Annotated in this window: 11 protein-coding genes; 9 read left to right on the top strand and 2 right to left on the bottom strand. The window is 60.2% G+C overall.

Annotated elements, in window-relative coordinates:
* Positions 1–3: 3 nt before the first annotated feature.
* Positions 4–2,811 carry a site-specific DNA-methyltransferase gene (locus B059_RS0102210; protein WP_018076607.1) on the bottom strand — a complete coding sequence of 936 codons (2,808 nt, stop codon included), beginning with the start codon at positions 2,809–2,811 and terminating at the stop codon, positions 4–6.
* Between the two features lie 2 nt (positions 2,812–2,813).
* The gene (locus tag B059_RS0102205) at positions 2,814–5,897 is read right to left on the bottom strand and encodes a BPTD_3080 family restriction endonuclease (protein ID WP_018076606.1); all 3,084 of its coding nucleotides are present in this window, start codon (positions 5,895–5,897) and stop codon (positions 2,814–2,816) included.
* 346 nt (positions 5,898–6,243) lie between these two features.
* Between B059_RS0102205 and B059_RS21190 the strand changes: the two genes are divergently transcribed.
* From B059_RS21190 to B059_RS0102165, 9 genes are all read left to right on the top strand, one after another.
* The gene (locus tag B059_RS21190; protein ID WP_211206870.1) at positions 6,244–6,831 is read left to right on the top strand and encodes a hypothetical protein; all 588 of its coding nucleotides are present in this window, start codon (positions 6,244–6,246) and stop codon (positions 6,829–6,831) included.
* A 572-nt stretch (positions 6,832–7,403) separates the two neighbouring features.
* Entirely contained in the window at positions 7,404–9,395 is a 1,992-nt protein-coding gene (locus tag B059_RS0102200; protein ID WP_018076605.1) for a conjugal transfer protein TraG, read from the top strand.
* Positions 9,392–9,874 (top strand): hypothetical protein, encoded by a 483-nt coding sequence (locus tag B059_RS0102195; RefSeq protein ID WP_018076604.1) that lies wholly within the window; start codon positions 9,392–9,394, stop codon positions 9,872–9,874. The genes B059_RS0102200 and B059_RS0102195 overlap by 4 nt, the downstream gene beginning before the upstream one ends.
* Positions 9,871–10,905 (top strand): P-type conjugative transfer ATPase TrbB, encoded by a 1,035-nt coding sequence (gene trbB, locus B059_RS0102190; RefSeq protein ID WP_026177250.1) that lies wholly within the window; start codon positions 9,871–9,873, stop codon positions 10,903–10,905. The genes B059_RS0102195 and trbB overlap by 4 nt, the downstream gene beginning before the upstream one ends.
* Positions 10,902–11,234 carry a TrbC/VirB2 family type IV secretion system protein gene (locus B059_RS0102185; RefSeq protein ID WP_018076602.1) on the top strand — a complete coding sequence of 111 codons (333 nt, stop codon included), beginning with the start codon at positions 10,902–10,904 and terminating at the stop codon, positions 11,232–11,234. The genes trbB and B059_RS0102185 overlap by 4 nt, the downstream gene beginning before the upstream one ends.
* Positions 11,231–11,515 carry a VirB3 family type IV secretion system protein gene (locus B059_RS0102180; protein WP_018076601.1) on the top strand — a complete coding sequence of 95 codons (285 nt, stop codon included), beginning with the start codon at positions 11,231–11,233 and terminating at the stop codon, positions 11,513–11,515. The genes B059_RS0102185 and B059_RS0102180 overlap by 4 nt, the downstream gene beginning before the upstream one ends.
* 10 nt (positions 11,516–11,525) lie before the next feature.
* Positions 11,526–13,964, top strand: a complete 2,439-nt coding sequence (trbE, locus tag B059_RS0102175) for a conjugal transfer protein TrbE (RefSeq protein ID WP_018076600.1) — start codon at positions 11,526–11,528, stop codon at positions 13,962–13,964.
* Positions 13,961–14,689: a P-type conjugative transfer protein TrbJ gene (trbJ, locus tag B059_RS0102170; RefSeq protein WP_018076599.1), complete on the top strand. Its 729-nt coding sequence runs from the start codon at positions 13,961–13,963 to the stop codon at positions 14,687–14,689. Before trbE ends, trbJ begins: the two co-directional genes overlap by 4 nt.
* 9 nt (positions 14,690–14,698) lie before the next feature.
* Positions 14,699–14,962 carry an EexN family lipoprotein gene (locus B059_RS0102165; RefSeq protein ID WP_018076598.1) on the top strand — a complete coding sequence of 88 codons (264 nt, stop codon included), beginning with the start codon at positions 14,699–14,701 and terminating at the stop codon, positions 14,960–14,962.

Below are 14,962 nucleotides of genomic sequence, written 5' to 3'. Positions count from 1 at the left end.
GGATCATGCCACCCTAAATACCTTCATCACCTCATCCCCGAGATGATTGATGACCTTCACCGCAATCCGCCCGGACTTGGGCTTCTCGAATGGGCGCGAGGTATCGCTGTTCAAGGTTGCCCACGCTTCCTGATCGATCTCCGCCTTCAGCGTGGTTTTCAGCGCGCTGTAGGGGTCGTTGGCACCGAGGAAATAGGCGTGGCGGACGAAGAAACTTTCCTCGTTGTAGTCGGTGTCGATGAACCAGCAAGCAATCCCATCCGCCCCGTCGCTGATGACTTCGCCGGTTTGGGGTTTGAAGACATCCACGCCGTTCACCTTCACGCATAGCTTGCCGTCGTCTTGCGGCAGCAAGGTAATATCCGGCTCGCCGAAGATGACGAAGAGGTTGCCCTTGCCGGTATTCTTGAGATCAGCGGCCATGTGCAGGTCGGCATTCATGCGCGCCTTGAGCACGGGAATGCGGCCCAGCTTGCTGAACTCGGTGGCATGAGCCTCGTAATTGAAGGCACAGGCAATCAACACATCGAAACCGGCATCACCACACTCACGGGCAGCTTCAACCAGATCGCTACGCAGCACGGTGCCAAACTCAGGGCCGATGAAGATTCCGGCACGTTTTTCGGTATCGCCTTCCATATAACGCCCTTCTGCACAGACCGACCCCTCCCCTGGCCACGGGGTGAGTGCGGTGAAGGTGATCCTGTCTTCCTTGTGCGCCTGCTGCACCCCGGCAGTCTTTAGGTTCTCCAGAATCATCTGCGGGAATGACTGTTTGGCGACGTAGTCGGCGCGGTCTTGCTTGAGAGTGTCGATCAGCTCGTCGTTCTCATCCACACCGAGCATACGGTGAGGGCTGAGGCTCTCGACGGTGAAGGGGCCAGCCACGCGGACGCACTTCTTGTTTTCGTAGGGCTTGTCGTAAAGGTATTCAAACTCGGCCTTGGCGGCGATGGATTTGTCGATCTCCTGCTGCCGGGCGATGCGCGCCTGCCACCAGTCGGCGTGCAGCTTCTTCACCGCGTCCGGCCACTGGGCATCGGCCTCCCGCGGAATCCCCCACTCCCGCCAAGTCTTCTTGAGCGCGGCGTTCAGCTTCTCGCGCAACGGCTCCAGCTTCGCCTGCCACTGCTCCCAGATGACATCGACCTCGGCGTTGTTGGCGATGGACTTGAGCGTGATGTGCGGTACGCGCTCATAGACGAAGCCGTGGCGTATGTCCCCCTGCACAGGTTGTGAACTCGGCGCGGCGCGAGTGACTTCTGATTCCTTGAGCTGGCCTTCGCGGGAGTCCGCCAGCAGGTAAAACGGATAGCGCGCGCCCATGATGCGGGCACGGGCCAGCGCCAATGCCACGCGCGAAGTATCGATGGTGATCCAGCGGCGGCCCCATTGCTCGGCGACTGTGGCGGTTGTGCCGGAGCCACAGGTCGGATCGAGGACGAGGTCGCCGGGGTCGGTGGCCATCAAAAGGCATCGCTGGACTACCTTTTGACCCGTTTGGACAACGTAAATCTGATCCTCAGTGAATGATCCTGTTCCGGTATCGAGCCAGACGTTGTCGATTGGAGTAACAGGGTTGTCCTCTGCGAGGAGCACGGTTGCGAGGCTCTTACCGGATCGCCTAAGTCTCCCGATTCGGCCAAGGCGATCCATGTCGCCATTCGGGGAAGGATCGTAGCTCCAATGGCGTCCAGAGGGACACGGAATTGATTCACCTCTGAAAGGATAGGGTGCGCCTCTGTTTGACTGTGCGCCCGCAGATGAGATTGGCCCGAGAGTGCAGATTTTCCACCCCTGCGGTATCGATGAGGGGTTTGCGATTTCGTCGTCCGTCATTGGGCGGACCTCTGAGAAGTCCGCAGAGATCAACTTGGTATATGTCTTCGCACCCACCTCGCCCGGTTGTTTCAAGCGGAAAACCCGACGCAACTTCTGATGCTCGATCGACTTCGCATACACGACCACGTAGTCGACAACCGATGCGATAGCAGTTGTGCTCTGCGAACTGGTTTTGAAGAACGGGATCATCCCAGAGAAATTATTCTCTCCGAACACCTCATCCATCACCGCCCGAACACGGTGGACATTTTCATCGCCGATCTGCACGAAGATCGAGCCGGAATCAGTGAGCAAATCGCGGGCAACGGTGAGGCGGTCACGTAAGTAGGTAAGGTAGCTGTGAATACCGTCGCGCCAGGTATCCCGGAACGCTTTGACCTGCTCCGGTTCGCGGGTGATGTGGTCGGCCTTGCCGTCCTTCACGTCGCGGCTGGTGGTGCTCCACTGGAAGTTGCTGTTGAATTTGATGCCGTAGGGCGGATCAAAGTAAATGCACTGCACCTTGCCGCGCAGACCCTCGCGCTCGGCCAGGCTGGCCATGACCTGGAGCGAATCGCCGAGGATCATGCGGTTGGTCCAGTTCTGGTCGTGCTGGTAGAACTCAGTCTTGTCCACGCCCTTGGGGATGCCGTTGAAATCGGCGAACAGGTCGGCTGTGATCTGCCCCGTTTCATGCTCGCGCTCCTTGGTGGCACGCAACAGATCATCAATCAGCGCCTTGGGGTGCACCTTCTCTTGGATGTATAGAGGTGGGGCGTGTACAACGAGGTCGCTCCAGTCCTGCTCATCCTTGCCGCGCCAGACAAGCTGTGGGTCGAGGTCGGTGTTGCGCGGGTAGCGAATCTGCTTCGGTGTCTCTTGCTCTTTCTGTATGAAAGACTGCTGCTCGGCCGAAGGAATGTTCTTGCGCTTGGCCTCGTCGTGCGTGATGGATTCGACGGATTTTAGAGTGGGGGGTTTCTTGGCCATGATTACTTCTTTCCTGTCGCCGGTTGCGTTGCGGCGGACTCGATCATTTTATTGAACTCGTTTTCGACCTTGGCCTTGAAGTCGGCCTCGATCTGATACACCTCGGTGAACTCGGCAAACGCCCAGCGGCCATAGGTGCCAAGATGGTTCACGCCGGGCACCCAGTAGGTGTCCATGGTGGATTTCTTCTCCACTGCATCTTCTCCCCGGTAGCCCTTAATCTCGACGACGATATGCAACAGGTCGTCGGGGCCATGGCCGTCATCCACCAGAACGACGAAGTCAGGTAGATACCTGCGCATCTCGGAGCCGAAGCGATACGGCACTTCCAGACCGAGGCCGTGGTTTTTCACATAGGCACGTACTTTGGGGTGCGATTCCGCGACCCGGCAGAATTCACCTTCCCAGTCGCTGTCGAGAACGACCCAGTTGATGTGGCAAGAGTTGGAACTGGTTTGCCAGCGGTCGGTCTTCGACGTGTTGAAGCGGACGTGTTTGGTTGAGCCGGTGGGGTTGTAAGCGTCGAGCAGCGCCTTGATCGGTCGCTCGTCGAGGAACTTTGCAGTAATCGCAGTGGTGATCTTGTTGCACGCCATGTCGGCCAGTGCCTGGTACATGAGCAGCGCGGGATAGGTTTCACCTTTGCATACAAGGCAGGTATCGAGCCACTGCTTGGTGATGCGCTTAAGCTGGCCGAAGAGGTGGAGCTTTGGAGGCTCGCCGGGGTCGCGCCATTTGGTGTAGAGCAACCGTTGCGTCAGATTGAACAGCACTGTGGAGGGACGGACATCGCCCAGATGCTTAACGTTAAAGTCTTCTGGCTTACCAATCAATCCGGCATTGACTGTAATGGTTGGCCCAACCAGACTTTGGTTGAGTTCCAGAATAGATTCAGCGCTGAATTTGGCATCAAGCCGTTCCTCCGGCAACTCCACGCGATAGCCTTCCACGCGGGGAAACTGGATTTCGAGGGCGTCACGCTCCGGGCGCATGGCCTTGACCTGCACCGTTTCCCGCGGCGGCTGGGGTGGTGCAATGACCGGCTTGGCGGTGAAGTCGAAGGGGATGCCGAAAACGTCGGCATATTCGACGTTGAACAGACCTTCATCGTTCAACTCGTAAGACTGGCGGCGTAGCGCCCGACCGATCACCTGCTCGCACAGAAGCTGGGTACCGAAGGCGCGCAGGCCGAGGACGTGGGTGACGGTATTGGCGTCCCAGCCCTCGGTGAGCATCGACACCGAGACGACGCAGCGAATGGAACCGCCAAGCTGACCATGCTTGCCGACGGTGTTCATTACCTCGCGGAGCAGTTCCTGATCCGTGATGTTGTCCCCCGCACGAGCATCACGTGCGCGCTCCACAATCTCGCGGCGAAAGCGTTCGATTTCGTCCGCTGCCATGCCGCGGAAGTTGTCGTCGAGCGCATCGCCCGCTTCGAGCTGCTCGCTGTCGATGAGGAGTGTATTGGGACGCGGCATAGGATTGCCGGTCGTATCGTCAAAATTGCGGAACAATGCAAGGCGACCGTTCTCCAGCGTGGTGGTGCCGTCATCGTTCTTGCGCTGGAAGCCGGAGATGAAGTCGTAAACCAGCTTGGAGATGGCGGTATTCTGGCAGACGATGATGAAGCAGGGCGGCACCTTGATGCCCTTCTCATTCCAGAGATTGAAGGTCTTTTCGTAGTGGCCATATAGTGCTTGCAGCGCAGTTTGCAAAAGAGTCGGCAAATTAAGCGGATCGAGTTCACCTGCTACGGCACGCCCTCCCCTTGGCAGTCTGGGTTTAGCCTCCTTGAGGTTTTCCCAAAGGTCTCGGAACATGGGCATTTCGCCAGGCGATGTAAGATTCTGTGCCACAGGGACACGCGGCAGTTTGACGATGCCGCACTCGATGGCATCCATCAGCGAAAAGTCGCTCATCGTCCATGGGAACAGTGTGCCTTCGGCGTAGCCTGAACCACTGAGGAAGAATGGGGTGGCCGACAGGTCCATGACACGGGCAACACCCAGCTTGCGGTTCACGGCTTCGAGACCAGTAATCCACAGACGCGCCGCCTCGTTGTTCTTCTCTGCTTCCTTCTTCTCGTCGCCTTTCAGCGCCTCTTCGTCAGCGTCTTTCGGCTTTTCCCGGTAGCAGTGATGGGCCTCATCGTTGATGACGAGGATGTTCTTCATGCCCATCAAGTCAGGCATGACGCGCTGAAGCATCTGGCCCTCGGTTTCAAGCGTCTTCGGCTCCTCGCCCGTGCGGCCCTGAAGCAGCTGGCGTCCGCCTTTGGAAAGCTCGATGCGCTCGCGCATCTTGAAGGCGTGATAGTTGGTGATAACGATCTTGGCCCGGCTCATGTCGTCGAGCATGTCGCCGGGTAGCAGTTCGCGGTCTTTGTAGTAGCTGTTGGGGTCGTTGGGTTGCAGGACGCGCAGGCGGTCCTTGATCGTCAGGCCAGGCGCGCAGATCAGAAAGCCGCGCGTGAAATTCTTGCTCGCAGGATGGCGCACCGCATTGATGGTCTGCCAGGCGATGATCATGGCCATGACCGTGGTCTTGCCAGCGCCGGTCGCGAGTTTCAGCGCCAGGCGCATCAGCTCGGGATTGGCGTCCTTATTTGCAGCATCGAGATGGTCGAGAACACGCTTGCCGTGCTTGGACTGGGGCGCGACCTCGGTGAGCCATATCGCGGTTTCTACTGCTTCGACCTGGCAGAAGAACGGCCGAATATCGTTGAACTTGTGGTGGCGCCAGTGCTGCAAGAGGCGGGCTGTCTCTGGTGTGACCTGCCACTGATTGGAATTGGGCAGGGAACGCCAGGTATCTACATACCCGCGTACTTCATTGATGATCGAAGTGGGGTCGTATTGCTGCTCTTTCGTTGACAGACCTGCGCCATCGTCGAAAACGAATCCTTCCTGCTTGGCAGCGCCCTTTCGCTTCTTGGGCTTTGGGATCGGCGTGATGAACTTGGCGGGGCGGCGGGTTTCGAGTGTCTTCTGTGTGGGCTGCCCATCATCATCAAGCTCCCAATGCCGCGCCGGGGATTCGTAGGGGGAGTTGAGGATCGGGTGGTCAAAGAATGGGTTAGACATGGTCGTACCTATTGGCGGTGTCCGCAGGCTGGGCAGCGTTATTCAGCATACTTATTCGCCATTAGTCTTGTTGGAAAGAACGACAAAAATCATGACGCCATAACGTCACATGGTCCCGAATCTGGATTTCAACCCTATAGGCGACGGCCATTCGTCTCACTTGAGTGGTACTGATAATTCTTATGTGTTGGAATGTACTGGAATGTCCAGATTCATCCAAATGCATTGCCCATGCAATTGGGAAGCAAACCAAGGGCTCAACCTATTGAGGGGCATCATTTGTGATGCGAGATCATGGAGTACACATTTTCATCAATCATTACTACCTAATTTGGGAATCAACATCATGGGAATGGCATCCGAGCTACCCGGGTTAAGAGAAGACATTTTCTCGCTCTTCGAGGCAACCTTAACTGACTTTCATATACACACTGACTATGTTCTCAGTCGGACTAGGCTTGATCCACTTGCACTTGAATATACTAAAGGACATCAAGCTCGGGTCTTCGGATCGGCGCTAAGTATCGCAGTCAAGATGCGATCCTTCTATGATATTCACCGCAAAAATGAAGTAGTTACGGCTTTTCTAAAGTCGCTACCTAACGAATCAGAGGGGAAACCGTTATTTATTGAAGCAACACCACCAACACAAAACACCTACTTACGCGATGCGTGCAATAAAATTATTCATAGCCTTGAAGTCGAATTTATTTCTGGCAGCAAATCAGGCCCTTTCACTTTGTCTGATAGCAAATCGGGTTCTTCCTCTTTGTTTGATTCATTCGATTCTAATAAAACTCAGTTTCCCACACACAGGGTAAGGCTAGAGGGAGTATATGACTCAAAAACATGGACGTGTACGTTGGACTTGGTTGTCTTTTGTTCACTCGCATTTGCACTTCTTCAATGGGCCGAATGCGCAGCATTAACCTGACCGCCATCATCGATGGATACTGAACCATAAACGCGAAACCTAATATTTCTCGATTTCAGATTTCTCTAGAACACTCTGCCAAGCCCCGTGAACCGGACCGTTTCACAAAACTAAAATCTGTCAATACAACTTTAGTTTAAGGTACGTTTTGGTCATGCAGCGACAAACAATTACGCACATGATCGTCACGCCATTCACTTACCTTGCCAATTTAACAATCGAATGGGAAACCACAGCCGCTGGCGCACGGCCCGGGCGAAATCTCAATCAAAGGCCGCGTCAAAGGCGAAGTCCCGCCTTATAGCCGCGCTTGGTTGCAAGTCGTCCGTTCGAGCCGTCAGACGAGCGGCACTGAACGTGACAGCAACAATCATCGTTGCACTCCCCTCTTGGCTGACTTACGCCGGAGCAGGTTTTCTCCTGCGCACGGTGCTCTCAAACTTGTGATGTCAAAAGCGGTGCTGGATCGGCGCCGCCCGAACCTTGACAACAGGCCGATCCTGATTAGCGGGTGCCGCACTGACGGCACGTCGAGGGACTGGATCGAGTAATCCACAGGAGGGGGGAGTGGCATGGTGCCGACCGGCGTGCTGACTGGCCAGATCATGATGGTGTTTACCATCGTATTACTGGGGATATGGAGTGCCACCCAGTGGACGGCGGCTGCACTGGGATACCAGATGCGACTCGGCACGCCGTGGTTCGACCTGCTCGGCATGCCCGTCTATCACCCGTGGAAGCTGTTCGAATGGTGGTACTTCTTCGATGCCTATGCGCCCGACATTTTCCTGCGCGGCGGTGCCATCGCAGCATGCAGCGGCTTCGCCGGTGCTGGGGTGGCCATCGCCATGTCGGTGTGGCGTGCACGGCAGTCCAGGCTGGTCACGACCTACGGTTCGGCACGCTGGGCACTACCCGCTGAAATCCGACGTTCCGGGCTGACTGGCTCGTCTGGCGTGTTCCTCGGCCGCAAGGACGGAGACTACCTGCGCCACGAAGGCCCCGAACATGTGATGGCCTTCGCGCCGACCCGCTCCGGCAAGGGTGTCGGTCTGGTCATCCCCACCCTGCTCTCCTGGCCCGGCTCCGCCGTCATCCACGACATCAAGGGCGAGAACTGGAACTTGACCGCTGGATGGCGCTCGCGCTTCTCGCACTGCCTGCTGTTCAACCCGACCGATGCGCGCTCGGCTGCCTACAACCCGCTGCTCGAAGTGCGACGTGGCATGCATGAAGTACGCGACGTACAGAACATCGCCGACATCCTGGTCGACCCCGAAGGCGCGCTGGAGCGGCGCAACCATTGGGAGAAGACCTCTCATGCCTTGCTGGTTGGCGCGATCCTGCATGTGCTTTACGCCGCCGATGACAAAACATTGCGCGGCGTCGCCAATTTCCTGTCCGATCCGGCCTGTCCATTCGAGGTCACGCTGCACCGGATGATGACGACGCACCATCTCGGTGAGGCACCGCACCCCGTAGTCGCCTCCGCCGCACGCGAAGTGCTCAACAAGAGCGACAACGAACGCTCGGGCGTGCTGTCCACTGCGATGAGTTTCCTGGGCTTGTACCGCGACCCCACGGTGGCCGAAGTGACTTCGCGCTGCGACTGGCGTATCGCCGACCTGATCGATGCCGATCATCCGGTATCGCTGTATCTGGTGGTGCCGCCGTCCGACATCAGCCGCACCAAGCCGCTGATCCGGCTGATCCTCAACCAGATCGGGCGGCGCCTCACCGAATCGCTCGACGGCAGCGACGGCATCGCCCGCCGCCACAAGCTGCTGCTGATGCTGGACGAGTTTCCTGCACTGGGACGGCTCGACTTCTTCGAGTCGGCGCTGGCCTTCATGGCGGGCTACGGGTTGCGTGCCTTCCTGATCGCGCAGTCGCTCAACCAGATCGACAAGGCCTACGGGCAGAACCATTCCATCCTCGACAACTGCCATGTGCGCATTACGTTCGCCACCAACGACGAACGCACCGCCAAGCGCATTTCGGAAGCCTTGGGCACCGCCACCGAACTGCGCGCACAGCGCAACTACGCGGGCCACCGGCTGGCACCGTGGCTCGGTCACCTGATGGTGTCGCGCCAGGAAACCGCACGGCCACTGCTCACGCCCGGCGAGGTGATGCAGTTGCCGCCCGATGACGAGGTGGTGATGGTGTCCGGCCATCCACCGATCAAGGCCCAGAAGATTCGCTACTACCTGGATGCGAATTTCAAGACGCGCATTCAGGCGCCACCCCAACTTGTGCTGGGTCACTATGCCGATGGTCCGGCGCCACGGCCCGACGACTGGACCGGATTGGCCATTCCCGCTGCACCGATTCCAGGTCTGATCTTCTCCGCGCACGGTGAGGCCATCGACGACGGCGGTCATCAGCAGCAGCCGGAACTGGCCGAAGTCATGTTCACGCCAGAGCCCGAGCACGCGGTGAATGAGCTTGGGCTGTTCGATGACGACGACCTGCCGCTGCCCTTGCCCACCCAACTCGATCCGCGCCTGCAACGTACGGCGCGGCTGGCTGCGCTGGACCCTGACGACGGGATCGCGCTGTGAGCCGCACTCGCCTGAACCTCTTCATCGAACCCGAGCACGCCAAGCGGCTCGACGAGCTGTCGACCATGAAGGGCTTGTCCAAGTCCTCGATCGTCGCCGCCGCACTGGCCTCGTTTCTCTCGCCAGATTCCGGTGACCAGCGCGAAGCGGCTATCGCCAAACGGCTGGATCGCTTGTCGCGCCAGCTCGACAAGCTGGAACGCGACCAGAACATCCTGATCGAGACGCTGGCGTTGTACGTACGCTACTTCCTCACTGTCAGTACGCCGGTGCCGGAAGCGCATCAGGAAGCGGCACGCGCCCAGGGCCGGGCGCGCTTCGAGCAGTTCATCGAACAGCTCAGCCGGCATCTGCTGCGCGGGCGCAGCCTGGTCAAGGATGTGGTCGAGGAAATCCAGCCTGATCAGAACCCGTTCTTCGGCCAGCAGGAAAAGCCCAACAGCAGTGCTGCAGCCGACGATCCGGGAGCGACACCATGAGTAGCGCGCCGCGTGAGCCAAATGATCTACGTGATCAGGGCGTGTCAGCCACGCTTGCGCTGGAGCGTCGTGTGCGCATGCTTCGCACGGCCATGGGACCGGACATCGCCAGGGCTTTGGACGACCCCGACGTGGTGGAGGTCATGCTGAACCCGGACGGTTTGCTGTGGGTGGATCGGCTGGGCAGCGGTCGCGAACCGCTAGGTATCCGCCTCACGCCCGCCGATGGCGAACGCATCATCCGCCTGGTCGCAGCACATGTATGTGCCGAGGTGCATGCGGGCAAGCCGCTGCTGTCCGCCGAGTTGCCAGAGACGGGCGAACGTTTCGAGGGCGCGCTGCCACCCGTGACGCCAGGACCGGTCTTCGCGATGCGCAAGCGTGCGGTCGGCCTGATCCGGCTCGACGCCTACGTGACCGATGGCGTCTTGACCGAAGTTCAGGCTGAATTCCTGCGCAACGCGGTACGCGAACGCCAGAACATTCTGATCGCGGGTGGCACCAGCACCGGCAAGACCACGCTGGCCAATGCCCTGCTCGACGAGATCGCCGCCACCGGCGACCGTGTGATCGTGCTGGAGGATACGGTGGAACTGCAATGCACGGCACGTGACCACGTCCCGCTGCGCACCCGCGCGGGTGTCGTGACCATGACCGAGCTGGTGCGCTCAACGCTACGGCTGCGACCGGACCGCATTGTCGTCGGTGAAGTGCGCGGCGCCGAAGCGCTGGACCTGCTCAAGGCCTGGGGCACCGGCCATCCAGGTGGCATCGCCACCGTCCACGCCGGTTCGGCTGCGGGCGCGCTGCTGCGGCTGGAACAACTGATTCTCGAAGTCGCGGTGACGCCACCACGCGCGCTGATCGCGGAAGCGGTCAACGTCATCGTCTACATCGCCGGTCGCGGCCATGCACGCCGCGTGCAGGAAATCGCCTGTGTCACCGGCTTCGACAGCCACGGCTACCAGCTCAGTAGCGAGCTGATGCATTTCTTCCCATCCCTTTCCTCAACCCCCGGAGAACCGTCATGACGACTTCACGTATTTCCGTAAAACCTGCCTTGCAGTTCGTAGCCCTCGCCGCATTGCTGCTGGTCATCGCCATTCCCGCGCACGCCGCAGGCTCGAACATGCCCTGGGAAGCGCCGCTGCAATCGGTGCTGGAGTCCATCCAGGGGCCGGTGGCTCGCATCATCGCGGTGATCGTCATCATCACGACCGGCCTTGCGCTGGCGTTTGGCGACACCTCGGGTGGCTTTCGCAAGCTGGTGCAGATCGTGTTCGGCCTGTCGATCGCGTTTGCTGCATCGTCGTTCTTCCTGACCTTCTTCAGTTTCAGCGGCGGAGCGGTACTGGCATGAATGCGCCAACCACTAATGCAGCTGGCTTCGCGAATGGTTTCGAGATTCCGCTGCATCGCTCGCTGACCGAACCGATTTTGCTGGGTGGCGCACCGCGCACCGTGGCGATTGCCAATGGCACGCTGGCCGCCGCCGTGGGACTCGGGCTGCAACTCTGGCTGCCCGGCATTGCGCTGTGGATTGTTGGGCAGTCGCTGGCCGTGTGGGGCGCGCGACTGGATGCACAGTTCATGGCGGTCTTCGCTCGGCACATCAAGCACCGGCAGCTGCTGGACGTGTGAGGACGATCCCATGATGCACCTCGCCGAATACCGCAAGCGCCCCGCCCTGCTGGCCGACTGGCTACCCTGGGCAGGACTGGTCGCGCCCGGCGTCGTGTTGAATAAGGACGGCTCCTTCCAACGTACGGCACGCTTTCGCGGGCCGGATCTGGACAGCGCCACACAGGGTGAACTGGTCGCCACATCGGCGCGCTTGAACAATGCGCTGCGCCGGCTTGGGTCGGGCTGGGCGCTGTTCGTAGAAGCCGAACGGCGCAAAGCGGCGGACTATCCAAACTCCACGTTTCCCGAGCCGCTGTCCTGGCTGGTCGATGAAGAACGCCGGGCCGCCTTCGAGGAAGCCGATAGCCACTTCGAGAGCGCCTATCACCTGACGCTGCTGTACCTGCCACCCGAGGAATCGACGGCCCGCGCCGCGAAGCTGCTGTACGCGAACACCAAGGTCGAAGGCGTGGATTGGCGCGAGCGGCTGGAGGGCTTCGTGTCCGAGACCGAACGCGTCTTCGGTTTGCTTGAAGGGGTGATGCCGGAGATCGCCTGGCTCGACGATGGTCAGACCCTGGCCTATCTGCATGGCTGCGTATCCACCCGTCGGCATCCGGTGGCCGTGCCCGAGGTGCCGATGCACCTTGATGCGCTGCTGGCCGATGAGCCATTGACGGGTGGCCTCGCACCCATGCTTGGCGCGCAACATCTGCGCGTGGTGTCGGTGCGTGGCTTCCCGACCTCGACCTGGCCGGGTCTGCTCGACGACCTCAATCGCCTGGGCTTTGCCTACCGCTGGAGCACACGCTTCCTGTGCCTTGACAAGGCCGAGTCCGAGCGCGAGTTGGGACGCTTGCGCCGCCAGTGGTTCGCCAAGCGCAAGAACATCGTGGCGCTGCTGCGCGAGACCATCTTTCAGCATGAGAGTCCGCTGGTCGATTCCGATGCGTCGAACAAGGCGTCCGATGCCGACGCGGCTCTCCAGGAGTTGGGCAGCGATCAGGTTTCGTTCGGCTACGTCACCGCAACCGTGACGGTGCTCGATTCCGATGCGACCACTGCAGACGAAAAACTCCGTGCAATCGAGCGAACAATCCAGGGCCGTGGCTTCGTGACGATCCCCGAGACCTTGAATGCGGTCGATGCCTGGCTGTCGTCGATTCCTGGCCACGCCTACGCCAACGTGCGCCAGCCCATCGTCTCGACCTTGAATCTGGCCCACATGATGCCGGTCTCCGCGGTGTGGGCCGGGCAGGAGCGCAATGCACATCTCGATGGTCCGCCGCTGATCGTGACGCGCACCGATGGCGCGACGCCGTTCCGGCTGGTGACACACATCGGCGACGTGGGCAACACGCTGGTGGTCGGCCCCATCGGCATGGGCAAATCGGTGCTGCTCGCGACGCTGGCATTGCAATTCCGCCGCTACGGCGGATCCCGCATCTTCGCGTTTGACATGGGGCGCTCGATTCGCGCCACCGTGCTCGGACTCGGTGGCGAGCACTACGACCTGGGCGCAGAGGGTGCCATGGCCTTCCAGCCGCTGGCCCGCATCGACCAGGACAGTTACCGGGCGTGGGCGGCCGATTGGGTCCAAGGCCTTTTGCTTCACGAAGGTGTGGTTGTCGGGCCGACCGAGAAGGAGTCCGTATGGTCGGCGCTGAACAGTCTCGCCAGCGCGCCGCTTGATCAGCGCACCCTGACCGGACTGTCGGTACTACTGCAATCGAACGCACTGCGTCAGGCGCTGCAACCCTATGTGCTGGGCGGCGCACACGGCAAGCTGCTCGATGCCGACCATGACCGGCTCGGTTTCGCCGACGTGCAAGCGTTCGAGATGGAAGAGCTGATGCACAACAAGGCGGCAGCGCTGGCGGTATTGCGCTACCTGTTCGCGCGCTTCGAGGAACGCCTTGATGGTGCCCCGACATTGTTGATTCTTGATGAGGCCTGGCTGTTCCTCGACGACCCGGTGTTCGCCGCGCGCATCCGCCAGTGGCTCAAAACCTTGCGCAAGAAGAACGTGTCGGTGATCTTCGCCACGCAGTCGCTGGCGGACATCAAAGATTCCAGCATTGCACCAGCCATCATCGAGAGCTGCGTGAACCGTATCTTCCTGCCCAATCCGCAGGCGACCGAGCCGCAGATTCGCGTCATCTACGAAGGCTTCGGTATCAATGCGCGGCAGATCGAGATCGTGGCGCAGGCCCAGCCCAAGCGCGATTACTACTATCAGTCGCGGCTCGGCAATCGGGTCTTCGATCTGGGACTCGGGCCGGTGACGCTGGCGTTTGCCGGTGCGGCTAGACCTGAGGACCAGCGCGCCATTGATGTCGTTTCCGCGTCGGTTCCGCCTGCTGACTTCGCGGCCGCCTGGCTGCGCCATCGCGGCCTCAACTGGGCCGCCGACCTGATCCCCTCTTATCCGTCGTTCCCCTTCACCACCCAGGAGAAGCTCCCATGAAGAAAACCCTGCTTGCCATCGCCGCCGCCATTCTCATGACCGTGATGCCCGCTGCACAGGCGCAATGGGTGGTGATCGACCCCACCAATCTCGTGCAGAACATCCTGACCGCCGCCCGTGCTCTGCAGCAGATCAACAACCAGATCCAGCAACTGCAGAACGAAGCGCAGATGCTGACCAACCAGGCGAAGAACCTGACCAGTCTCCCCTTCAGCGCGCTCAATCAACTGCTATCTGCGCTGTCCGCGACGAACCAGCTGCTGCAGCAGGCGCAGGGGCTGTCATTGAACCTGACGCAGATGGAGACCCAGTTCGCGCAGCTCTATCCCGCTGCCTACACCGCCTCGACCCCGGCAAACCAGATGGCGCTCGACGCCAGCCAGCGTTGGCAGAACTCACTGGAGGCTCTGCGCACCGCGGCCAAGGTGCAGTCGCAGTCGGTGCAGAATTTCGCCTCTGACGAGCAGACCTTGAGCGACCTCGTGAACAACAGCCAGTCGGCGGTGGGCGCCTTGCAGGCCACCCAGGCAACGAACCAGTTGCTCGCCTTGCAGGCCCGGCAGGCGATCCAGGCGCAGCAACTCCAGGTCACGCAAGACCGCGCCGTCGCCCTCGAACAGGCGCGGCAGGTCGCGGTGCATGCGCGTGCCGCCGAGGTACGCAACCGATTCCATGGCGCCGGCACACCGTATACGCCATCTCCCATCAACTTCTACGGCAACTGAGGAACCCATATGAAAACCCTCCTGACCACCATCGCCTGCACCCTGCTACTCGCCGCCTGCAACAAGCCGGCACCCACCGAGTCCGTCGAATCGCTGCTGGCGAATCCCGAGCGTTTGAAAGAGGTCCGCGCGCAGTGCAAGGCCGACCACGACAAGGCGGGTGACGCCCTGTGCAACAGGGCGAGTGAGGCCACGCGGCGGCGCTTCATGGGCAGCGGCACGCCGTACACGCCCGCGCCACCGGCTGCACCCGCTTCCGCACCGAAAGACTGA

The sequence above is a fragment of the Thiobacillus denitrificans DSM 12475 genome (genome assembly GCF_000376425.1).
Taxonomy (GTDB): Bacteria; Pseudomonadota; Gammaproteobacteria; order Burkholderiales; family Thiobacillaceae; genus Thiobacillus; species Thiobacillus denitrificans.
Note: the sequence above shows the minus strand (reverse complement) of the source record. Positions and strands in the feature narration are given on the sequence as shown.